Source organism: Sphingopyxis sp. (assembly GCF_040216815.1).
Lineage (GTDB): Bacteria > Pseudomonadota > Alphaproteobacteria > Sphingomonadales > Sphingomonadaceae > Sphingopyxis.
Map to the genome: position 1 here is coordinate 508,791 of NZ_JAVJOJ010000009.1, position 21,836 is coordinate 530,626.

General features: G+C 65.0%; 22 protein-coding genes. 8 read left to right on the forward strand and 14 right to left on the reverse strand.

Going from position 1 to position 21,836, the window contains the following annotated elements; all coding sequences use genetic code 11:
• Window positions 1-63: 63 nt before the first annotated feature.
• The 3 genes from groES to RIA72_RS12950 all read right to left on the reverse strand — a co-directional run bounded on the left by groES (window position 64) and on the right by RIA72_RS12950 (window position 2,616).
• Window positions 64-351, reverse strand: a complete 288-nt coding sequence (gene groES, locus RIA72_RS12940) for a co-chaperone GroES (protein WP_350032468.1) — start codon at window positions 349-351, stop codon at window positions 64-66.
• Between the two features lie 136 nt (window positions 352-487).
• Window positions 488-1,921 (reverse strand): MATE family efflux transporter, encoded by a 1,434-nt coding sequence (locus RIA72_RS12945; RefSeq protein WP_350032469.1) that lies wholly within the window; start codon window positions 1,919-1,921, stop codon window positions 488-490.
• Between the two features lie 134 nt (window positions 1,922-2,055).
• Entirely contained in the window at window positions 2,056-2,616 is a 561-nt protein-coding gene (locus RIA72_RS12950; protein ID WP_350032470.1) for a Pycsar system effector family protein, read from the reverse strand.
• Window positions 2,617-2,768: 152 nt separating this feature from the next.
• On the opposite strand from RIA72_RS12950, the gene RIA72_RS12955 reads away from it, so the two are divergent.
• From RIA72_RS12955 to RIA72_RS12965, 3 genes are all read left to right on the forward strand, one after another.
• Window positions 2,769-3,005 (forward strand): acyl carrier protein, encoded by a 237-nt coding sequence (locus RIA72_RS12955; protein WP_350032471.1) that lies wholly within the window; start codon window positions 2,769-2,771, stop codon window positions 3,003-3,005.
• A 108-nt stretch (window positions 3,006-3,113) separates the two neighbouring features.
• The gene (gene spt / locus RIA72_RS12960) at window positions 3,114-4,316 is read left to right on the forward strand and encodes a serine palmitoyltransferase (RefSeq protein ID WP_350032472.1); all 1,203 of its coding nucleotides are present in this window, start codon (window positions 3,114-3,116) and stop codon (window positions 4,314-4,316) included.
• A gap of 113 nt (window positions 4,317-4,429) precedes the next feature.
• Window positions 4,430-6,406, forward strand: a complete 1,977-nt coding sequence (locus RIA72_RS12965) for an ATP-binding protein (RefSeq protein ID WP_350032473.1) — start codon at window positions 4,430-4,432, stop codon at window positions 6,404-6,406.
• 41 nt (window positions 6,407-6,447) lie between these two features.
• Here the strand turns inward: RIA72_RS12965 and RIA72_RS12970 are convergent, their stop codons facing one another.
• The 3 genes from RIA72_RS12970 to RIA72_RS12980 all read right to left on the reverse strand — a co-directional run bounded on the left by RIA72_RS12970 (window position 6,448) and on the right by RIA72_RS12980 (window position 9,131).
• A complete protein-coding gene (locus RIA72_RS12970) occupies window positions 6,448-7,800 on the reverse strand; it encodes a DNA recombination protein RmuC (protein WP_350032474.1) in 1,353 nt (450 codons plus the stop codon).
• Window positions 7,801-8,013: 213 nt separating this feature from the next.
• The gene (locus RIA72_RS12975; RefSeq protein WP_350032475.1) at window positions 8,014-8,493 is read right to left on the reverse strand and encodes a vgr related protein; all 480 of its coding nucleotides are present in this window, start codon (window positions 8,491-8,493) and stop codon (window positions 8,014-8,016) included.
• Between the two features lie 107 nt (window positions 8,494-8,600).
• Window positions 8,601-9,131, reverse strand: a complete 531-nt coding sequence (locus RIA72_RS12980; RefSeq protein ID WP_350032476.1) for a copper chaperone PCu(A)C — start codon at window positions 9,129-9,131, stop codon at window positions 8,601-8,603.
• 153 nt (window positions 9,132-9,284) lie between these two features.
• On the opposite strand from RIA72_RS12980, the gene dnaK reads away from it, so the two are divergent.
• Together dnaK and dnaJ are read left to right on the forward strand one after the other, a co-directional pair.
• Window positions 9,285-11,189 carry a molecular chaperone DnaK gene (dnaK, locus tag RIA72_RS12985; RefSeq protein WP_350032477.1) on the forward strand — a complete coding sequence of 635 codons (1,905 nt, stop codon included), beginning with the start codon at window positions 9,285-9,287 and terminating at the stop codon, window positions 11,187-11,189.
• A gap of 58 nt (window positions 11,190-11,247) precedes the next feature.
• Window positions 11,248-12,378, forward strand: coding sequence for a molecular chaperone DnaJ (dnaJ, locus tag RIA72_RS12990; protein WP_350032478.1), 1,131 nt, complete (start codon window positions 11,248-11,250; stop codon window positions 12,376-12,378).
• 100 nt (window positions 12,379-12,478) lie between these two features.
• On the opposite strand, the gene RIA72_RS12995 is transcribed toward dnaJ, so the two are convergent.
• Together RIA72_RS12995 and RIA72_RS13000 are read right to left on the reverse strand one after the other, a co-directional pair.
• Window positions 12,479-14,794 (reverse strand): patatin-like protein, encoded by a 2,316-nt coding sequence (locus RIA72_RS12995; RefSeq protein ID WP_350032822.1) that lies wholly within the window; start codon window positions 14,792-14,794, stop codon window positions 12,479-12,481.
• A gap of 183 nt (window positions 14,795-14,977) precedes the next feature.
• A complete protein-coding gene (locus RIA72_RS13000; protein WP_350032479.1) occupies window positions 14,978-16,135 on the reverse strand; it encodes a serine hydrolase domain-containing protein in 1,158 nt (385 codons plus the stop codon).
• A gap of 130 nt (window positions 16,136-16,265) precedes the next feature.
• Here RIA72_RS13000 and RIA72_RS13005 point away from each other — a divergent pair, with 130 nt between their 5' ends.
• Window positions 16,266-16,565, forward strand: coding sequence for a hypothetical protein (locus RIA72_RS13005; protein ID WP_350032480.1), 300 nt, complete (start codon window positions 16,266-16,268; stop codon window positions 16,563-16,565).
• Between the two features lie 24 nt (window positions 16,566-16,589).
• Here the strand turns inward: RIA72_RS13005 and RIA72_RS13010 are convergent, their stop codons facing one another.
• The 6 genes from RIA72_RS13010 to RIA72_RS13035 all read right to left on the reverse strand — a co-directional run bounded on the left by RIA72_RS13010 (window position 16,590) and on the right by RIA72_RS13035 (window position 20,685).
• Window positions 16,590-16,835: a hypothetical protein gene (locus RIA72_RS13010; RefSeq protein WP_350032481.1), complete on the reverse strand. Its 246-nt coding sequence runs from the start codon at window positions 16,833-16,835 to the stop codon at window positions 16,590-16,592.
• Entirely contained in the window at window positions 16,835-17,623 is a 789-nt protein-coding gene (locus tag RIA72_RS13015; RefSeq protein WP_350032482.1) for an AraC family transcriptional regulator, read from the reverse strand. The genes RIA72_RS13010 and RIA72_RS13015 overlap by 1 nt, the downstream gene beginning before the upstream one ends.
• A gap of 231 nt (window positions 17,624-17,854) precedes the next feature.
• A complete protein-coding gene (locus tag RIA72_RS13020) occupies window positions 17,855-18,778 on the reverse strand; it encodes an alpha/beta fold hydrolase (RefSeq protein ID WP_350032483.1) in 924 nt (307 codons plus the stop codon).
• Window positions 18,779-19,039: 261 nt separating this feature from the next.
• Complete coding sequence (locus tag RIA72_RS13025; RefSeq protein ID WP_350032484.1) at window positions 19,040-19,924, reverse strand: pirin family protein; 885 nt, start codon at window positions 19,922-19,924, stop codon at window positions 19,040-19,042.
• 100 nt (window positions 19,925-20,024) lie between these two features.
• Entirely contained in the window at window positions 20,025-20,384 is a 360-nt protein-coding gene (locus RIA72_RS13030) for a DUF2200 domain-containing protein (protein ID WP_350032485.1), read from the reverse strand.
• A 10-nt stretch (window positions 20,385-20,394) separates the two neighbouring features.
• The gene (locus tag RIA72_RS13035; protein WP_350032486.1) at window positions 20,395-20,685 is read right to left on the reverse strand and encodes a BolA family protein; all 291 of its coding nucleotides are present in this window, start codon (window positions 20,683-20,685) and stop codon (window positions 20,395-20,397) included.
• A 69-nt stretch (window positions 20,686-20,754) separates the two neighbouring features.
• On the opposite strand from RIA72_RS13035, the gene RIA72_RS13040 reads away from it, so the two are divergent.
• Window positions 20,755-21,348, forward strand: a complete 594-nt coding sequence (locus RIA72_RS13040; RefSeq protein WP_350032487.1) for a J domain-containing protein — start codon at window positions 20,755-20,757, stop codon at window positions 21,346-21,348.
• 10 nt (window positions 21,349-21,358) lie between these two features.
• Window positions 21,359-21,796 carry a nuclear transport factor 2 family protein gene (locus RIA72_RS13045; protein ID WP_350032488.1) on the forward strand — a complete coding sequence of 146 codons (438 nt, stop codon included), beginning with the start codon at window positions 21,359-21,361 and terminating at the stop codon, window positions 21,794-21,796.
• Window positions 21,797-21,836 lie beyond the last annotated feature (40 nt).

Below are 21,836 nucleotides of genomic sequence, written 5' to 3' on the forward strand. Positions count from 1 at the left end.
GTGGATGCTCCTTCAAATAATGGCAGAAATCTGCGTAACTTTACTCGTGATTCAGAGAATCGCTCAGGCGACGACGCCGAGGATGTCCGATTCCTTCATGATCAGCAGCTCTTCGCCGTCGACCTTGACTTCGGTGCCCGACCATTTGCCGAACAGGATGCGGTCGCCGGCCTTGACGTCGAGCGGCGTCACCTTGCCGTCTTCGGCCTTCGCGCCGTTGCCAACGGCGACGACTTCGCCTTCCTGCGGCTTTTCCTTGGCAGTGTCGGGGATGATGATGCCGCCGGCCGTCTTTTCTTCGGCTTCGATACGGCGGACGAGCACGCGGTCGTGCAGCGGACGAAATTGCATGGATATCCCTCCAGAAATGCAAATGATGTCGCTTAGCACTCACAAGTGGTGAGTGCTAACAGGCGGGGATATGGGTCCAGGGTGTGACAGCGTCAAGACAGGCGCACGAAATTTTTCGGCGCCCGCCGACACTTTATTAGATGGGTTGCGAAACCGCCGTGCGCAAGGGTGCCGCGCTGCCCAGCAACCCCAGCCGTTCGCGCTGCATCCAGCGCGCGATCATCAGCACCGCGACGATGCCGAGCCCGGTGGCAAGGCCGGTCCAGATACCGACCCCGCCCCAGTCTCGCTCGAACGCCAGCCACGCGCCGACGCCGATGCCGATCACCCAGTAACCGAACAGCGCGAACAGCATCGGCACAAAGGTGTCGTGCAGCCCGCGCAGCATCCCCTGCCCCACGACCTGTGCGCCGTCGGCAATCTGGAACAGCGCCGCGATGATGAGGAAGCTGACCGCCAGCTCGGCGACTTCCGCATTCGCAGGATTGGAGCGGTCGATGAAGAAACCGGCGAGCGTTCCGGGGATCGCGAGCATGATGAGCGCCATCGCCGCCATGAACCCGGTGCCCATCGCAAAGCTGGTCCAGCCGGCCAGCCGGATATGGTTGGCATCCGCGCGACCGTATCCGATCCCGACGCGCACCGTCGCCGCCTGTGCCAGCCCCATCGGCACCATGAAGGTGAGCGAGGCGAGTTGCAGCGCGACCGCGTGCGCCGCGACCGCCGCGGTCGAAATCCAGCCCATCAGCATGACGGCGGCCGAAAAAACCCCCGCCTCGAACGCATGGCTGATCGCGATCGGGGTGCCGATGCGCGTCATCTGGAAAAAGCGCGGCCAATCGCTGCGCCACCAGCGGCCGAGCAGATGATAGCGGCGGAACCGCCGGTCGCGATAGACGACGCCGACCATCAGCAACAGCATGACCATATTGGTCAGCACGCTGCCCACCCCCGCGCCGACCAGACCGAGCGCGGGCAAGCCGAACTTGCCGAAAATCAGCGTGTAGTTGAACAGGATGTTGCCCGCGACGCCGATCACCCCGACGACCAGCGACCACATCGGCCGTTCGAGCGCGGCGAGGAAGTTGCGGAACGCCAGCGTCGCCAGGAACAGCGGGATCGACCACATATAGGCGCGCACATAATCCTGTGCGAGCGCGGCCAGCACCCGGTCCTGTCCGAGCAGGATCAGAATCGCGCCCGTGTTCCAAAGGATGAACAGCATCGGCACGGCAACGACGGTGACAAGCCACAAGGTCTGGCGAAAGGTGCGGCGGATGTCGCGCACCGAATTGGCGCGGCGCCCGATCTCGCTCGCCATCAGCGGCGACGCGCCCATCACCAGCCCCATGCCGAAAATGCCGAGCAGCATGGCGAGGTTGAAGCCGAGCGACGCCGCGGCGAGTTGCGTCGGCCCGAGCCATCCGACCATCAAAACGTCGGTAGCCCCGATCAGCGACATGGTCAGGTTGGTCAGGACCAGCGGCCAGGCAAGCGCCAGCGTTGCGCGAAATTCGGCGCGAAAACCCTGCGCACGATGCGCGACGACGGGAGCGGGCTGATGCAGCATAGCCGGCCCGGATAAGCGCGCGAATGGGACGGTTCAAGCGTGGTCGGCGGGATCGGGCAAGATTGTTGATGGGGGGTGGCAGAATGGCAACAGCGGCAGCCACGCCCTCTCCTTCAGGGGAGGGGCTTAGCGATTCACCCCGCCCACATCCGCGCCATCTCCACCCCGAACGCCACAAAGGTCAGGGTCAGCCCGACCACGAACAGCCGATAGGCATAGGCAAGGTAGCGATATTTGCGCCGCGCGAGCACCATGCCGTTCTGATAGGTGTCGCGCAGCATCGTTTCGTAAATATCTTCCTCGCTGCGCAGCCGCGCCTTGACCGCGCCGATATATTCATCCTCCTCCATCTGCGCGAAGCGGCCGAAAAAGAGGATGTTGCTGTGGTCCTTGCCGTCCTTGTAGACGACGGGCGGCGCCTGCCCGACGCGCGGCAGCACCGCCGACACCGCGAGCAGCGCCGACAGGAAGGCAAAGGTCGCAAGGATGGTGAGCGGCATCGCGAGCGCGCCGCTGCTCGCGCGGGCTTGTCCCACCGCGAGCGTGAAGACCACAAAGGTCGCCCCCATCAGGATCGACGCCTTTTGGTCGGCCATTTGCGACAATTGCATCGTGATCTGCTGCGTCGTGCGCACAAGGTGCACGGCGTTGGGCGGAAAAGCCGCGCCGGGTGCCGGTTTGGGATCGTCGGGCATAGCTCATCCCCTGCCTTCGAGCGGCCCCAGCGATGGCACGGCGCGCGTTTCTCGGCAAGATGCTGCCCTGTTCCCGCCGCAATCGCTTGCCAATCGGCACGCATCGCGGCATTCCCGCGCGCAACTTTCTTCCATTTTCGGGACGCACCCTCATGAGCACCGCCCTTCGCGACCAGATTTACGGCCTGATCGAACCCTTCAACAAAAAGGGCGTCGCGCTGACCGACGCGACGACCTTTGCCGGCGACCTGGAATGGGACAGCCTGACGGTGATGGATTTCGTCGCCGAGGTCGAGGACACGTTCGACATCATCATCAGCATGAACCAACAGGCCGAGATCGAAAATGTCGGCCAACTGGTCGCTGCGGTGGAAAAGCTGCAGGGCTAACACTTCTTTCCCCGTTCGTGTCGAGCGAAGTCGAGACACCCATCGGGATGCGCAAGGTCGAGGGACATCTCGACTTCGCTCGATGCGAACGGATTTTGGACGTTTGATATGACCGACCTCTTCAGCAAATTCGACCCGCTGATCCAGCAGCGCGAAGCGCTGCTCGCCACCGGCGTCACCGATCCGTTCAGCCTGGTGATGGAAAAGGTGCTGTCACCGACCGTCGCGATCTGCAACGGGCGCGAGACGATCCTGCTCGGCACCTATAATTATATGGGCATGACCTTCGACGCCGATGTCATCGAGGCGGGCGAAGAGGCGCTGCGGAAATTCGGCAGCGGCACCACGGGCAGCCGCGTGCTCAATGGCACCTACCAGGGACACAGGGAGTGCGAGGAAGCGCTGAAGGAATTTTACGCCATGGATCATGCCATGGTGTTTTCGACCGGATATCAGGCGAACCTCGGCATCATCAGCACCATCGCGGGCAAGGGCGACTATGTCATCCTCGACATCGACAGCCACGCGTCGATCTATGACGGGTGCAAGATGGGCGACGCCGAAATCGTCGCTTTCCGTCACAATGATGTCGAGGCGCTGGAAAAGCGGCTGAAACGCCTGCCCGCCGACGCGGGCAAACTCGTCGTGCTCGAAGGCGTCTATTCGATGCTCGGCGACGTCGCACCACTCAAGGAAATGGTCCGCATTTCCAAGGAAAATGGCGCGATGGTGCTCGTCGACGAGGCGCATTCGATGGGCTTCATCGGCGAGAATGGCCGCGGCGTCGCCGAGGCGCAGGGCGTCATCGACGACGTCGACTTCATCATCGGCACGTTCAGCAAGAGCGTCGGCACCGTCGGCGGCTTCTGCGTCTCGAACCATCCGAAGTTCGAAATCATGCGGCTCGTCTGCCGCCCCTATGTCTTCACCGCATCGCTACCCCCCAGCGTGGTCGCAACCGCGGCGACGAGCATCCGCAAGCTGATGCACGGGGGCAACAAGCGCGCGCATCTGTGGGAAAATTCAAAGACGCTGCACAAGGGCCTCCGCGACCTTGGCTTCACGCTCGGCACCGACGAGCCGCAGTCGGCGATCATCGCGGTCATCATGCCCGATCTCGAAAAGGGGGCGATGATGTGGGAGGCGCTGCTCGAAGAAGGGCTCTACGTCAATCTCGCCCGCCCGCCCGCGACCCCCGCGGGGATGACGCTGCTGCGCTGTTCGCTGTGCGCCGAACATTCGAGCGAACAGGTCGGCGAAATCCTCGGCCGTTTCGAACGCGCGGGCAAGCGCGTCGGGATCATCGGCTGAAGCGCGAGCATCGGCCGACCAGCGGATTCCTTTTCGCGCCGAACCGAGCGCGCGCCGCGACGGCCATGGCTTCGCCGCTTTGCGGCCGGGCGCTTGTCCGGTAAGACAAGCCCGTGTTCGAGCGGGATATTGACAGCGAAACCGACCGGCGGCGCGAGCGGATACGCTTTTGGCTGACGATCGGCGTGGCTACCGTGCTGGCGGGCGTCGTCGCGGCGCTCGTGCTGTTGCTCACGCGCGCCAACGACGATTATGACCGCTCGCTCGGCTGGCAGGCGCAGAGCCTGGAGGTCATCGCGCAGACGCGCTCGGTCGATGCCGCGCTGGCGCGCGCCGAAGCCGCGTTGGGACGCTTTGCCGTCGGGCTGCAAAAGAAGGACGGGCGGATCTACGAACAGCAATGGGGCCGGGCACGCCAGTTCGTGACCCAGCTCGAACGCAATGTCCGCGACAATCCGGCGCAAGCCGCACTCGTCGAGCAGTTGACGAAGGAAATGGACAGCCGCGGGGCGCAGCTCGGCGATGCAGCGCTCAGTGCCAATTACAACCAGACCGTTGCCGCCATTTCCAAATTTTATGCCGCGGGCCAGGGCGATGGCCTGGTCAAGATCGACGGGCTGCTGACGCAGATCATCACCAACGAACGCGCGCTGCTGCGCGAACGCAACCGCATCGCGGCGGCCGACCGCGCGAACCTCGACCAGGCGATCCTGCTCTTTTCGCTCCTCGGCGCGCTCGCCGCGATGCTCGCGATCGGCGCGACCTTTTCGCTGATCCGTGCCGAAAGCGAACGCCGGCTGGCGCGGCGCGAGCAGGTGGCCGAAAGCGATCGCGCGATGCAGCTGGAGGCCGCGGTCGAAGCGCGCACCGCCGAGCTCGAGCAGGCGAACGTCGCGCTGCGCAGCGAAATGACCGAACGCGAAGCCGCCGAAGAGCAGCTGCGCCAGGCGCAAAAGATGGAAGCGGTGGGCCAGCTCACCGGCGGTATCGCGCATGATTTCAACAATATGCTGGCGGTCGTCGTCGGCGGGCTCGAACTTGCCGAGCGCTGGTTGCCCGGCGAGCCCGAAAAGGCGCGGCGCCACCTCGCCAATGCTCTCGACGGCGCCAATCGCGCCGCCGACCTGACGCGGCGGTTGCTCGCCTTTGCGCGCGCCGAACCCGCGCGGCCCGAAATGACCGCGATCGACGAATCGATCGGCAGCTTTGCGCCGCTGATCGAACGCACGATCGGCGACCGGATCGCACTAACGCTCGACCTCGGCGCCGACGGCCTCGCGAGCCGGATCGACCGGCAGCAGTTTGAAAATGCGCTGCTCAACCTCGCTGTCAATGCGCGCGATGCGATGAACGGCCACGGGTCGCTGATGATCCGCACCACGCCGAGGCAGGCCGCAACGGCCGCGATGCTGGCGGTCGAGGTCATCGACACAGGGTGCGGCATGTCGCCCGAGGTGCGCGAGCGCGTCTTCGATCCTTTCTACACGACCAAGCCGGCGGGACAGGGCACCGGGCTGGGCATGAGCCAGGTCTTTGCCTTTTGCCGCCAATCGGGGGGTGAGGTGCAGATTGCATCGACCGAAGGCGAAGGCACAACCGTCGCGATGCTGCTTCCGGTCGCGAGCGCGCCGTGCGACATCATCGATGAAGCCGCGACCGATGCCGCCGTCACCGCCGGCCCGCCCGCGCATGCGCTGACCATATTGGTGGTCGAGGACGATGCGCGCGTGCTCGCCGCCACGGTCGATGCGGTGCGCGAGCTTGGCCATCGCGCCGTGGCGTGCGGCAACCCGCTGGAAGCCGAAGCGCTGGTCGAGGCGCAGCTCGCCGGGGGACAGGGCGGATTCGATCTGATCCTGTCGGACGTGCTGATGCCCGAACTCACGGGTCCCGAAATGGTGGCGCGGTTGACGCAGCGCTGGCCGGCGCTGTCGGTGCTGTTCGTGACCGGCTATGCCGGCGATGCAAGCCAGGAAGCCGCCTTTGGCGATCATGACGTGCTGCGCAAACCCTTCACCCTCGCCGCACTCGACCAGGCGATCCGGCGCACCGGAGAGGCGCGCCGCGAAACAAGGCAGCTGGCGGACTGACCGCCGGAATCCGGGCGCCAAAGGAACCGGCGCTGCGGCGTTTATTCGCCGTCGTTCACCGCGCTCGGCGCCGCCGCCAGTTTTGCCAATGGCCGCGCCGCCTGTTCGGCGACCGGCAGCGCCGGAATCTCGCGTCCCCCCGTTTCGACGTCGAGCGCCTCGAAACGCTTGGCCTGCGTCAATACCTGGCTTTCAAAGCTGCCGACAAAAGCGTTGTATGCGCCCGTCGCGGAATCGAGATTCTTGCCGACACGCGCGATGTGCGCCCCCATCGTCGACATGCGCGCATACAGCTCCTTGCCCAGCATCGCGATCTCGCGCGCCTGGTTGGCGAGCTTTTCCTGCCGCCACACCGCAGCCACCGTGCGCGCGATCGCGATCAGGTTGGTCGGCGTCGCGAGCAGAACCTTGCGCTCGAACGCATAATCCCAAAGCTCGTGGTCGTGGTCGAGCGCGGCGGCAAGGAAATGTTCGCCGGGGACGAACATCACGACGAAATCGGGCGTATCGTCGAACTGGTTCCAATAGGCCTTGGCGCCGAGCGCGTTGACATGTGCCTTCATCGCCGCGGCGTGGGCGGCGAGATGCGCCGCCTTTTCGCCCTCATCGACCGCGCCAAAGGCATCCTGATAGGCGTTCAAGGACACTTTGGCGTCGATGACGAGGCTCTGCCCGCCGGGCACTTTCACGACCACATCGGGGCGCAGCCGCCCCGCTTCTCCGCCATCGACGCTCACCTCGGTCTGGAAATCGGCATGTTCGGACAGGCCGCAGCTTTCGAGGACATTCTTAAGCTGTTGTTCGCCCCAGCGGCCGCGCGCCTTCGGCGCGTTGCGCAGCGCATTGACGAGCTTTGCCGCCTCGCTCGACACGCGCTCGCTCTGCGCGCGCATCGATTCGATCTGGCCGTGAAGCAGGCCGAACGCGCTCTGGCGCTCGGTCTCGACCTTCTTTACCTCATTCTCATATTTCTCCAGCCGCTCGTGGACCGGCTGGAGCAGCGCTTTCAGATTTTGCCCTGCGCTTTCCTCGCTCTGCCGAAAACGCGCCTCGGCGCGTTCGAGAAAGCTCTTCTGCGCCTCGCCGAGCATCGCCTGCCCGACTTCGCGGAATTGCGCGGTGAGCGCCGCCTGTGCCTGGGTGAGCTGCGCGATCTGCGCGTCGTGCGCGGCGTCGCGCGCCTTCTGTTCGGCGAGCAGCGCCGCGAGCTGGATGTCGGCCGCCTTGCGCGCCTCGGTCTCGGCGGCAAGGTCGGCGACGGCGCTTTTGAAGCGGTCGGCGAGCCCGTCGCGCTCGGCCTTCAACGCCCCCGACTCGCGACCGGCGAACAGCCAACCCACGAGCGCGCCGACGGCGAGAGCGACAAGGGCGACGACAAGCGATTGTGCATCCATGACCGGAACATAGGACGAACGCCGGTGCGTTGGCTAGGGGCTAATTGTGGCGCGGGGCAGGATGTCCGTGTTGGGGTGGTTTCCCGACCTTCCTTTATCCGTCATCCCGGCGAAGGCCGGGATCTCGCCCCAACGATTTGCCGCACCGGCGAGATCCCGGCCTTCGCCGGGATGACGATGAAAGGTATGTCGTATTTCGGTCGACCCGAGACGTTACCCCGAATCACCACCCGCAAACGGCAAGATCGCCCGATAGGCCTCGATCCCCGGCGCGCCGCCGATGATCACGCCCTGCGTCAGCAGCCAGTAATGGCGCACGATCTCCGCCTGCTGTTCAAGGCCATAGCGTTCAAGCGGCCAGCCGGGTTTCAGGGCGTAGCTGTAGGTCGCGAAGGGATGGCGCATCAGCACCAGATACCAGCGACCGCGCGTCTGCGCCTGCCACACATGCACCATTTCGTGGACGAACAGGCCTTGCAGGCGCTGCGGCGCGGCGCTGAAATCGTCGCAATAAAGGTCGCCGTGCGGGTTGAAGTGCAAATGTCCCATCGGCGCCATGACGATGTGGCGCGGCTGGAAAAAGGCCCATTTATGGTGGTTCACCCGCACGCGGTCATAGGCGATCGCATCGCCGAATACCGTCCGGGCGAGCGCGATCTCGCCAGGGGTCAGAGGGCGCGAAGAATGGGGCACTAAAGCCCCGTCATTGCGAGGCGCGTGGCGACGCGGCAATCCGGGGCTGGTGTAAAACCACTCGGGATTGCTTCGCTTCGCTCGCAATGACGAAGGTTGGAACGCACTTATTTCTTCGCCGCGTCCGGCGCTGCCTTTTCGCTCTCATGTCCCATCGCGCCATGGTCCATCGCCGCCTCGCCGCCGGCATCGCCGGTCGGCTGCTTGATCACCATGTCGAAAAGGATGCGTTCATTATTGTTGTTGGTGAAAACAAACGCCATCGGCAGCTTGCCCGCGCGCACCGCGGCGCCGTTGATACCCCAGATCATCAGATGCTTGCCGCCCTGCTTGAAGACGAGTTCGCCCTTCGCGGGCACCGCCGCGCGCTCGAGCGGCTTCATCACCATCATATTGTTTTCGCGTACGGTTTCGTGCATCTCGACGCGCTGCGCCAAGTCGGCGGTCACGGCCACCAGCTCGACATCGCGCGGTCCGCCGTCGACGCGGAAGTAGCCGACCGAAGGGCGATCGGGGGTCGCGCCCATCACGATATGGCCGCTGACGACGTTGAGCTGTTGCCCCGCGCCCAGATTTTCGCCGCAGCCCGCGAGGCTGAGCGAGGCGGCGGCGAGGGCGGCAAAAGCAAAGGGTTTCATTTCGGGAGGACTCCGTAAAAGCGCGACATTTTCGTCCCCCCGATAAGCCTTCAAAGCCCTTGTGCCAAGGATTAGCGCACCTATATCGCGCCCATGAACCCATGGATGGCGTGCCTTTTCAGGGCGCCGCAGAAGCAACAAGGACGAGTATAAATGGCCAAAGTGATCGGGATCGACCTCGGCACCACGAACAGCTGCGTCGCGGTGATGGAAGGCGGCAAGCCCAAGGTTATCGAAAATGTCGAAGGCACGCGCACGACGCCCTCGATCGTCGCCTTTGCCAAGGACGGCGAGCGGTTGATCGGCCAGCCGGCGAAGCGCCAGGCCGTCACCAACCCCGAAAACACCATCTTTGCGGTAAAGCGCCTGATCGGCCGCCGCTTCGACGATCCGATGACCAAGAAGGACATGGAACTCGTCCCCTATAATATCGTGAAGGGCGGCAATGGCGACGCCTGGGTCAAGGCAGGCGGCGAGGATTATTCGCCGTCGCAGATCAGCGCCTTCATCCTGCAGAAGATGAAGGAAACCGCCGAAGCCTATCTGGGCGAAAAGGTCGAGCAGGCGGTCATCACCGTCCCCGCTTACTTCAACGACGCGCAGCGCCAGGCGACCAAGGACGCCGGCAAGATTGCCGGCCTCGAAGTGCTGCGCATCATCAACGAGCCGACCGCGGCCGCGCTCGCCTATGGCCTCGACAAGAGCGAGAACAAGACGATCGCCGTCTATGACCTTGGCGGCGGCACCTTCGACATCTCGATTCTCGAGGTCGGCGACGGCGTGTTCGAGGTCAAATCGACCAACGGTGATACCTTCCTCGGCGGTGAGGATTTCGACAGCAAGCTGGTCGAGTTTCTGGCCGACACTTTCAAAAAGGACGAAGGCATCGACCTGCGCGGCGACAAATTGGCTTTGCAGCGCCTGAAGGAAGCCGCCGAAAAGGCGAAGATCGAACTGTCGTCGGCTGCGACGACCGAAGTGAACCTGCCCTTCATCACCGCCGACGCCAATGGGCCGAAGCACCTGGTCAAGACGATCACCCGCGCCGACCTTGAAAAGCTGGTCGAAGATCTGGTCAAGCGGACGCTCGAACCCTGCAAAAAGGCGATCAAGGACGCGGGTGTCAACGCGAGCGACATCGACGAGGTCGTGCTGGTCGGCGGCATGACGCGTATGCCGCGCGTGCGCGAGGTCGTGAAGGATTTCTTCGGCAAGGAACCGCACACCGGCGTGAACCCCGACGAAGTCGTCGCGATCGGCGCCGCGATCCAGGCGGGCGTTCTGCAGGGCGACGTCAAGGACGTGCTGCTGCTCGACGTGACGCCGCTGAGCCTTGGCATCGAGACGCTGGGCGGCATCATGACCAAGATGATCGACCGCAACACGACGATCCCGACCAAGAAGAGCCAGGTCTATTCGACCGCCGACGACAATCAGTCGGCCGTGACGATCCGCGTGTTCCAGGGCGAGCGTGAAATGGCGGCGGACAACAAGCTGCTCGGCCAGTTCGATCTGGTCGGCATCCCGCCCGCGCCGCGCGGCGTGCCGCAGATCGAAGTGACCTTCGACATCGATGCCAACGGCATCGTGTCGGTCCACGCCAAGGACAAGGGCACCGGCAAGGAACAGCAGATCAAGATCCAGGCTTCGGGCGGGCTCAGCGACGCGGACATCGACCAGATGGTCAAGGACGCCGAACAGTTCGCCGAAGAGGACAAGAAGCGCCGCGAAGCCGCCGAGGCAAAGAACAACGCCGAAAGCCTTGTCCATACGACCGAACGCCAGCTTGCCGAACATGGCGACAAGGTGGACGGCGCGCTGAAGTCCGAGATCGAGGCCGCGATCGCCGAAACCAAGACCGCCATCGAGGGCGGCGATGCCGCCGCGATGACCGAAAAGGCCGGCGCGCTGGCGCAGGTCGCGATGAAGCTTGGTCAGGCGATCTATGAAAAGGAACAGCAGGCCGCGGCATCGCCCGACGCCGATGCTGGCGAGAGCAAGGCCGACGAAGAGGTCGTCGACGCCGAATTCTCCGAAGTCGAAGACGACAAGAAGTAAGAAACTCCCCTGCCGGGTTCGTTCGCGGACCCGGCGGGCCGGAGGGGGCCTCTAACCTATGTCTCTCGACATCGACTATTACGAGCTTCTCGAAGTCGAACGCACCGCTGACGAGGCGGCGCTGAAGGCGAGCTACCGCAAGCTCGCGATGAAATATCACCCCGACCGAAATCCGGGATGCCACGACAGCGAAGCGCGTTTCAAGGCGATCAGCGAGGCCTATGACTGCCTCAAGGATCCTCAGAAGCGCGCAGCCTATGATCGTTTCGGCAAGGCCGGGGTCAATGGCGGCGCGGGGGGCTTCGGCGGCGCGGGCGGCGCCGATTTCGGCGACATCGGCGATATTTTCGAATCGATCTTCGGATCGGCGTTCGGCGGCGGCCGCCAGCAGCGCGGGCCCGCGCGCGGCGCCGACCTTCGTTATGACATGGAAATCCGGCTCGAAGATGCCTTCACCGGGGTGACGCGCGAGATTCAGGTCGATGTCGCGGCGCGCTGCGACAGCTGCGACGGTTCGGGCGCGAAGCCCGGCACATCGACCAACCGCTGCACGACCTGCGCGGGCCATGGCAAGGTTCGCGCGCAGCAGGGCTTTTTCATGGTCGAACGCACCTGCCCCGCCTGTCAGGGCGCGGGCGAGGTCATCGCCGACCCGTGCGGAGCCTGCATGGGCGAAGGCCGCGTCGACCGGCGCAAGACGTTGACCGTCAACATTCCTGCCGGCGTCGACGAAGGCACGCGCATCCGCCTGTCGGGCGAGGGCGAAAGTGGCGCGCGCGGCGCGGCGCCGGGCGACCTTTACATCTTCCTCCATATGGCGCGGCACAAGCTGTTCGAACGCGAAGGCACCACGCTCTTCACGCGCGCGCCGATCAGTTTCACCACCGCGGCGCTCGGCGGCTGCATCACCATTCCAGGCCTCGACGGCACGCGGCACGAGATCAACATTCCCGCCGGCATCCAGTCGGGCAAGCAGCTGCGCCAGCGCGGCGCGGGGATGCCGGTGCTGAACGGCCGCGGTCACGGCGACCTTGTCGTCCAGATCGACGTCGAAACCCCGACGCGACTGTCGGCGAAGCAGAAGGAATTGCTGCAGGCGTTCCGCGAAACCGAAACCGGCGAGGAATGCCCCGCAAGCCAGGGGTTTTTCGGGCGCATCAAGGATATGTGGGACGATTTGACCGATTGAGGCTTCCGTCGCCCCCGCGAAGGCGGGGGCCGCTGTCGCCTCACGCAGCGATGCGGGAAGAGGCCTTTAGCGGCCCCCGCCTTCGCGGGGGCGACGGAAGCTAGCCGATCTCGCCCCTCAGTTCCGCGATCAACGCCTTCACCTTCGGCAACCGCCCTTCCTCTTCATCGAGGATCGCGTGGAAGGCCTTTCGCTTGAGCGCCTTCAACGCATCGGCGGGCAGCGCGCCGTCGCCGGTCACGCTCGACGCCACGATGTCGATCAGCCGGTCGGCGCCGTGCAGCCGGCCCCAGAGATAATCATTCTCGCGGTAGGCGCGGCTGAAAAAGGCGCCGAAGCTGTTGAACTCGATGCCTTTCAGCATCGCCGCGGCGCCGCCGCTGCGGATTGCGGTCGCGTCGGACGGCGAGATGCGGTCGATCTTGATCGGGTCATATTCGTCGAACCCCTCGCCCTGGAGCAGCGGAAAGGTCGCGATGTCGTAGAAAGGATAGCCGAGATAGGCGAGCAGCAGCACGCGCCGATCGTCCTTCGGCATCGACGCGAGCCCGGCGGCGATCAGCGCATCCGCCTCGCCGTCGACGCCTGCAAGATCACGGCGCACGGCGATTGCATCCAGCCAGTCGCCGGGTCCGGCATCGGTAGGCAGGTCGAGGTCGGCGAGCCAGGCGTCCCCCTGCCGGTCGAGATAGAGGCCCAGCGCCGCAAAGATCGCCTCGCGCATCGCGTCGCACGCGGGGTCGCGCGCGTCGCGCTTTGCCTCGACCGCGGTGTCGAGTTCGCGCGCCAGAAAACGGAGGCGGCGGATGCGAAAATCAAGATCGTGGGTGCGGAAAAAATCGATCGCATCGCCGCTCGCCCCGGCCCCCTTCTTCCCCGAAATGCGGTCGAGTCCGCGCGCGCGCACCTCGTCCCACAAGGCGAGGCGCCGGTTCGCCCGGTGAATCGCCCCTTCGGCGGGGAGCAGCCGGTCGATGAGGCGCGCCAGATCCTCGACTGCCGCCGACAATTTGAGGTGGCCATAGGGCGCAAAGGCGAACCCGGCGCGCACCGCCGCCTGATCCTGCGCCTTCGCGCGCCATTTCCGAAGCCGTGCGGGGGTCGGCGTGTCGAGAAAGAAGGTCGTGCCGAACAGCGCGGCAACCTGTTCCTCGACCTCGACCTTCATGGCATCGACGATATGCTGCATCCGGCGGATGCGCCGCGACATACCCTCGATCGCCTCGACATTGTCGCGGATCGGCTGTTCGCGCGGAATCTCCGACAAGGCACCGAGGATCGTGGGCACGAATCCGGGCAGCCGCGGCGCATCGTCGTCGCCCGCCGCATCGCCGGGCTTGCCGAAACTGATCGAACGAAAGTCGGGTTTGGGATCGATATAGACAAAGCGCCGGTCGATCTCGCGCCGCGCGGGGCGCTGCTTGAGCGCCGCGATCGCCGGACGGAAGGGTGCGTTCGCCAGCACCGAACCGTCGATCAGCACGCGGTCGGCAGCGTCGCCGGCTTCGCCCATGGGCAATTGCGCGCGGATGAAGGCGTCGCGACCCGGCCAGGCGATCTGCCGCTTTTCGAGCACGCGGTCGATCTCGCGGAGCGTGAAAGGCGGGAAGGCGCCCGGGAAGCTGGCGGTCGCGCGCGCCGCCGCGGCAAGCCCCGGCATATCGTCGAGCCGCTTGCCGGCGCGGCCATCCTCGCGAAAATGCAGGATCAGCCGGTGCTCGTCCTCGGTCACGCGGGGCGGACTGTTGAGTGCAAGGGGGACGCGGTGTCCGGCAAAGTCGGTCACCGACACGAACAGGTCGACGGGCTGACCGTCCGGCACCAGCACCGGTCCGCGCGGCGCGGCGTCCATCGCGGCAAAGGCGTCGAAGAGCAGGTGCGCGAAGGTCTCGCCGCCGAAGGGCGGCTCGAACCAGCGCGCCCGCACGAACCGCGACAGCTTGGCGCGCACCTCGTCCTGCGCCGTTTCGCCAACGGTGCGGTCGATGCTGTTACCGCGGCGCTTCATCGCCCAGCCGGCGATCGGCACTGCCCAGAATTTGGTCATCGCCGACAGCGGCCGCGCATCAGGGTCGAGCAGATTGTCGACATCGGCGCTGTCCAGCCAGAGATCGGTCAGCGGATCGAGCGATTCGCCCGTCGCAAGCGCCCGCGCAAGGAATATGCCGTTGATCCCCCCGGCGCTTGCCCCCGCAATAATGTCGGCAAAGACGCGCAGCCGCACATTGCTGTGCGCAGCGATCCCCGCGAGCAGGTCGCGATAGACTCCGCCTGCGCCGCCGATTTCGCCGCCGTCGTGAAAGGCACGCGACGCCGCGGCGAACCGCCACACTTCCTTGGTAACGCCGTGCATATAGACGGCCAGGCTGATGCCGCCGTAGCAAATCAGGGCGAAACGCAGTTCCTTTTCCCGCATGGCCAAGGTGATAGCGCGGATCAACGGGCGGCGTCACCCCTTGCGGCGCGGGAGGCCGGTTCGGCGTGGGGCTACTGCGGTGCCCCGATAGCCTCTCCGTTAGCGCTTCGCGCTGCCACCTCGCCCTGCCTGCGGCACAGGGAGGATCTATGTCCGCTACCGGTCGTTTGCAGCCGTTCCCGCTCAAAGCGCCGCGGTCAAATCCGCCAGATGGCGGCGCAGCGCCGGAAACTGGTCGTCCTTGGTTACGCCAAGCCGCACGATCGTTAACCGCTGCGACGGCGAGACGATGATATATTGCCCCTGATGTCCGATGGCCGCGAACAGGTCGTTCGGACCGCGATCGGGCCAGAGCGCCGCGGGTGCGCCCGCGGGACGGCGGCGATTGAGCCAGATATGCCCGCCATAACCGGCATCATTGGCCGATGGCGTCAACATGAAGCGGATCCAGCTTGCCGGCAGCAACCGCTGGCCGTTCACCACCCCGTCATTGCGCAGAAACTCGCCGAAGCGGGCATAATCGCGTGCGGTGGCGTGCATGATCGACCCGCCGATCATCGTGCCTTTGGCATCGAATTCTGGGGTCAGGCTGGTCATGCCCAGCGGCTCGACAAGGCGGCCGACGATGAAATCGCGCATCGTATCGCGGCGCGCGTCGGCGCTTTGCGACGACGTCAGCGTGTCGGCGATGATGTCCGCCAGAATCACGCTGGTCGCCGAGCTGTAGTTGAAAATCTCACCCGGCTGCGCCGCGGCAGGCTTGGCCTCGGCAAATCCCGCCATATCGCCCGCGCCGCCGCCGAACAGCATCTCTACCGTGTCGCCGTCCCAGATCGGATCGCCATTTTCGATATGTTCAAGCCCCGACGACATATGGAGCAGGTGGCGGAGCGTGATCGCGCCGCGCGGGTCGCCGCTTCGCTGCCAGGCGGCAACCGGGGCCGAGCCGTCGAGTGACAATTGGCCGTCGGCGACAAGAAAGCCGGTGAGCACCGCGGTGATGCTTTTCGCCATCGACCAGCTGATGAGCTTTGTGTCGGGGCCGAACCCCGCGGCATAGCGTTCGTAGATCGGCTCGCCATCGCGCAGCACGAGCAACGCGCGCGTCTGTCCCACCGCGTCGGCATCGGTGAACAGCGCGTCGGCGCGCGCGCGAATCGCCGCAGGCAGCGGCGGGAGCGCGACCGGCGCTTCGGCCGCGGCGACGTCGCCCAGCGAAAGGCCGAACTTCGGGCCCGGCGCCGCCGGCGCGATGCTGCCTTGCCCCGCGGCGTGCGTCAGCGACCAGGCGCCGAGGATCGCGAGGGTGGCACTTGCCAGCAGCCATTTTTTCCTGATCATGGAGGGAGTGAATAGCACCAACCCCACAGACCCATCAACGGGCGCGCAACCGACGCCAGCGCCGCCGCCGCATGCGCCCGATCCGGCCCCCGTCCCACCGCGCAAAAGCCCGAGCCGCTGGGGCGGATGTTTGCCGTGGGCTTTGCTGTTCGCCGTCCTGTTCGCCGGATTCCTGATCTGGAAATTCCCTGCATTCAAGGCGCAGGCCGAGCTGGGAGCCGCCTATGCCGCGCGCGTCGGCTGTTCGTGCCGCCATGTCCAGGGGCGGAGCCTGGAGAGTTGCCAAAGCGATTTCGAGCCGGGAATGGAGGTCGTATCGCTGAGCGAAGATTCCGAAACGAAAACCGTCATAGGCAGCGTCCCGCTGCTCGCATCGCGCAGCGCGCGCTACACCGGCGCGAGCGGTTGCCTGCTCCAGCCCGAAAACTAGGGCCAGAACGCTAGGGTCAGGACCCTAACGCCAGAAGCGCCGGAGGAGCAGCGCCGCGACGGCAGGCGCGCCAAAGACAAGCAACCAGATTCCGGCTTCCTCGGCCCAGCCATAGCCGGCGTGATATACGCCGACGAGCAGGTTGCCGAGCGACACCAGCAGCCACAGGATCAGGAACAGCCGCGTTGCCCGCGCACCATCCCCGATAACAAGACGCAGCAGGATCAGCAGCGCGAACCCGGCAATCAGCATCACGGCAGTATGCGACATCAGCCCTTCCCTCCTTCGCTGTCGGACAGAATAGCCGATCGATGACGCCGCCGCCATTCGCCCGGCGACATGCCAACCTTGCGGCGGAAAATGGCACAGAGATGCGCGTGGCTGGAAAAGCCGGTGGCAAAGGCGATCTCGGCAATGGTCAGCGGGCGGTTCATCAGAAACCAGCAGGCGCGGCGAAGCCGCTGGCGCAGCACATATTGCGCAGGCGTCCGCCCTGTTGCGCGCGCAAAGTGGATAATCAGGGTGTTGACCGACATGCCGGCTTCGGCCGCCATATCCTCGACGGTCAACGGCGCCTCCAGCCGGTCCTGGATAAAGGTCATCAGCTGGTTGATCCGTTCGGCGACGGCGGGCGGATCGGGGCGCCCCGCCATGCCGGCGAGCGTTTCGCGAAGGATCGCGACGAAGGGATCGGCCGCGGCGGCGTCGCCCTCGGCAAGCGCACGACCGAGCGCCGCCAGCGCCAGGTCGTGATGCGCCGCCAGCGCGCGCGTATCGGCCGCGACGTTCAACCGCGATACCGGAATTTCAATGTCGATATAGCGCACCGCGCCGCCCCTTGCCTCGGCGCGATATACGCGCCCCGCGGGCACCAGCCACATTTCCCCCGGCAACGGATCGCCGAGCGAGGTGCGCTGCATGTCCTGCCAGGTTTCGAGCCAGTGATAGCTTCCGGCTTCATAGAGTATCAGCGCATGGACATCGCGTTCGATTGTCCATGACGCGTGGCCATCGATCCGGTCGGTGATCGAGGCGACCTTCAGTCCTCCCACGTCCATGGCACGAATATGACAGCAATGGGAGAATCTGAAAGCCTGCCATATCGGGCGATAATATGGTTAAATCGCCCCGTCCAAAGTCTTCGGCCCTGGTCGCAACCGGGTGATTTTGGGCGCGGCAATTGAGGATTTCGCGTGGCGCGGACACGCTTCAACAGACCCCCCCCCCGACGGCGGGCGGCCGATCAGCCGCCCGCCCCCTTTTTCCGGGCGGATCATATATGCGCGGGGTCAAGCTTTCGCGAGAAAGGCGTCGATCGCGGCATTCACCGCTTCGGGCGCTTCCCACGGGACGAAATGACCGCAGCCGGGCACTTCGACGATCGTGACGGCGGGGACGAGCTCAGCCATTCCGTCGAGATTGCACGGCGGCAAAGCCACATCGTCGAGCGCCCAGATGACGAGGGCCGGGATGTCGAGCGTCGGAAAGGGCGCCGCCGGTGGATCGGCATAGGGTTCGTCCATCGCGGGCACGGCGAGCGGCGAGGCACGATACCAGTCGACCATCGCGCGGCAGGCGTCGCGATCCTCCCAATCCTTTAGCAGACGGCCGATCTCGTCGGCGGGTTGCAGCCCGCCGCTCGGCACCCGTCCGGCAAAGGCGTGGGCGAGCAGGCCCGCGATACCCTGGTCGACGATGATCGCGTCGCTCGCGGGATCGCGAAAGACGCGGATATATTGGCTTGCGGCGCGCTGTTCGGCGTTGGTCGCGAGCAGGCGCTGGAAAATGGCGGGGTGCGGCGCATTGGCAATCACCGCGCGCGTCACGCGCCCCGCCCATTGGGGGTGCAATCCGCCGGGCTGCCCGCCCAGCGCGACGCCCCAGGCGATCGCGCCGCCCCAATCATGCCCGACGATGGTGAATTTCCCCACGTCCAGCGCGTCCGCGAGTGCGAATATGTCGGCGATCAGCTTGTCGGGGGTGTAGGCGCCGACATCCTGCGGTTTCGACGAACCGCGATAGCCGCGCTGGTCGGGCGCAATGCAGCGAAAACGGGTCGCGAAATGCAGCAGCTGATGCCGCCAGGTGCGGTGCGATTCGGGAAAGCCGTGCAGAAAGATCAGTACCGGCGCATCGCGGGGGCCCATGTCGACGACGTCGAGTTCGACCCCCGTGGAAAGCTTAACCCGCTGCTGCTCGAAATCGCCGATCATGCCACGCTCCTTTGGTTTCTTTTCAAAACCAATCTGGCGGCGATCGCCGCAGCTGGCAAGCTGCAACAAATGGCGGGGCGTATCGGGGGGCGGAAATCGAAGGAGTGGCCTGTCGGTTTCGGGGTGGGGAGCGGATCTCCCCTTATCCGTCATCCCGGCGACGGCCGGAATCTCACCCTATCGAAATGACGCACCGGCGAGATCCCGGCCGTAGCCGGGATGACAATGAATGGAATATCGATAACCGGTCGCGCCTGATGATCAGGGATAGCTCACCGTCTTGGGCACTTCGGGGATCGGAATAAACTCTTCGCTGTCGCCGGGGACAAGCGGGAAATTACCCTGCTTCCAGTCGTGCTTCGCCTGATTGATCCGCTCGCGCGAGGAGCTGACGAAGTTCCACCAGACATGACGCGGCGTCGTGAACGCCTCGCCGCCCAGCAGCATCACGCGCGCGGCGCTGGTGGCGCGCAGCACCATCGCCTGTCCCGGTTTCAATATATAGAGGCTGTGCCGGTCGAGCGGCTCGCCGTCGAGGCTTGCATCGCCGAGCGCGACGAGCAGCGCACGCTCGTCGGCCTCGGCATCGATCGGGATCGACGCGCCCGCGTTCATCACGATATCGGCATAGATGGTCGCGCTGTGCTGGGTGATCGGCGACGCCTTGCCCCAAAGGCTGCCCATGATGATGCGCGCCGACACGCCCTTGTCTTCGGCGAGCGGCAGATCGTCCTTCGCCACATGCTCGAATGCCGGGTCGATCTCTTCCTTGCCGTCGGGGAGCGCAAGCCATGTCTGCATCCCCGAAATCGGCGAGCCCGTCGCGCGTTCCGCCGCCGGGGTGCGTTCCGAATGGACGATCCCGCGCCCCGCGGTCATCAGGTTGCACGCGCCGGGGCGGATCGTCGCATGGGTGCCAAGGCTGTCGCGATGGTCGATCGCACCTTCGAAAAGATAGGTCACGGTGGCAAGGTTGATGTGCGGATGCGGGCGCACATCCATCCCCTTGCCGATGTCGAAATGCGCCGGACCGAACTGGTCGACAAAGATGAATGGCCCGACCATCGTGCGCGCCTTGTTGGGCAAGGTCCGGCGCACCTCGAACGCGCCGATGTCGTGGGTCGATGGCGTGATCACGTCAAACATCAGTCGAGCCTTTCCAGCTTACGCCTTGTCTTTCCGGTTACGAAATCGCCCGTATCGAACGCCGAGTCGGTTCGAATTGCAGCGCCTGAACTGTCCCGAATCACGGTGCCGGCGCCCGCAGAATCTTGTCCATCGCCTTCCCCTTCGCCAGTTCGTCGATCAACTTGTCGAGATAGCGGATCTCGCGCATCAGTGGCTCCTCGACATTCTCGACGCGCACGCCGCACACGACGCCCTTGATCTGCTCGCGTGCGGCGTTCATCGCGGGGGCGCTGGCAAAGAAGGCGGTGAAATCGACCCGCTCGGCGATCTGCTGCTCCAGCTGCTCCTGGCTGTACCCCGTCAACCAGCGGATGATTGCGTCGACCTCTTCCTTTGTGCGTCCCTTGCGCTCGGCCTTGGTCACATAATGCGGATAGACGCTCGCAAAACTCATGCCGCAAATGCGGTGTCCAGCCATCCGATCGCTCCTATTCGCCCGGCGCACCCGCCTTGATCGCCAGCGCATGAACGCGCTGTCCCGGCAGGTCGCCGAGCGCCTTGTTCACCGCGCGCTGGCGTGCGACGCGGTTCAGCCCGGCAAAGCCGGCCCATTCGATCGCAAGGCTGAAGTGCGATTCGCCGCTGCCGTCGTCGCCGGCATGGCCATGATGCTTTGCGCTGTCATTGCTGAGGGTGAATTTCGCGTCGGGAAAGGCTGCTGCCAGCAGGCTTTCCATCTCTTGCTGTACGGGGCCTTTATCCTTCATGGGCTTGACCATAAGGCTTCCGTCGCCAAATTATAAGGCCTCCCGGCGCTTATGTTGCCGTCCCGATTCCGAAAGCCTGTTTTGCCATCTTCTGCCCGCCCGACCCGATTCCATGGCCGCGTTCCGCGCGAGGAGCGATGCGCCGCGCCCGGTTGCCGCGAGGCAGGCGAGTTTCGCGCGCCCGTCTCGGCGCACCGCTCGCCCGACGGCCCGCCGCCCTATCGCTGGCTGTGCCTCGACCATGTGCGCGAATTCAATGCGGGCTATAATTTCTTTGAAGGCATGAGCGCCGATCAGATATTGGCGGCGCAATCGCCCACGGCAGGCTGGGAAACCGAAAGCCGCGCTTTCCGCGCTGCCGGCAGCGCCGATCTGCCGCCCCGCTGGGCCGATTTCAAGGATCCGATGGATGCGCTCGGCGCCCGGTTTCGGCAGCGGATGAACGCGGCGAAGCGCGAGGCGGCCAACCCCGGCCTCTCCCGCGAAGAGCATGGCGCGATGCAATTGCTCGGCCTGCCCGCCGATGCCGATCGCGGCACCTTGCGACGGCGTTACAGCGAACTTGTCCGCAAATATCACCCCGACCGCAACGGCGGCGACCGCAGTTTCGAAACGAGACTCGGCGAAGTCGTCGCGGCCTATCAGTTGCTGAGGAAGAGCAAAGCCTTCGCATAGGAGAGGCACGATGACCGACCTGGACGCAGCCCGGATCGAGGTGGTGCGCCGCCATATGGCGCTCGAAATCGCGCACGACTGGGACGGTGTCATCGCGACCTTCGATCACCCGCGCTATGAATTGATGGGGCCGGGCACGGTCTTCGATGGCGAAGCGGCCGTACGATCCTATTTCGCCTCGTCGCGCGAGCCCTTCCCCGATCAGGCGAATGAGGTGATCGCGATCGCCGCCGACGCGGCAACGGACACGGTTCTGGTCGAATTCTGGCTGACCGGCACGCATCTGGGACCATTGAAGATCGGCGTGCGGACGATCGAAGCCACCGGCAAGGCGTTCCGTATCCGCATGGCGGCGAGCTTTGAATTTGCGCCGGGGAGCGACAAGATCGTCTGCGAACGCCCCTTTTACGACCAGTCGGCCGTGATGAAGGCGCTCGGCCTCTTCTGAAAAGGCGTTGCAAGGCGCAACCCATGACGATACCGCGGCA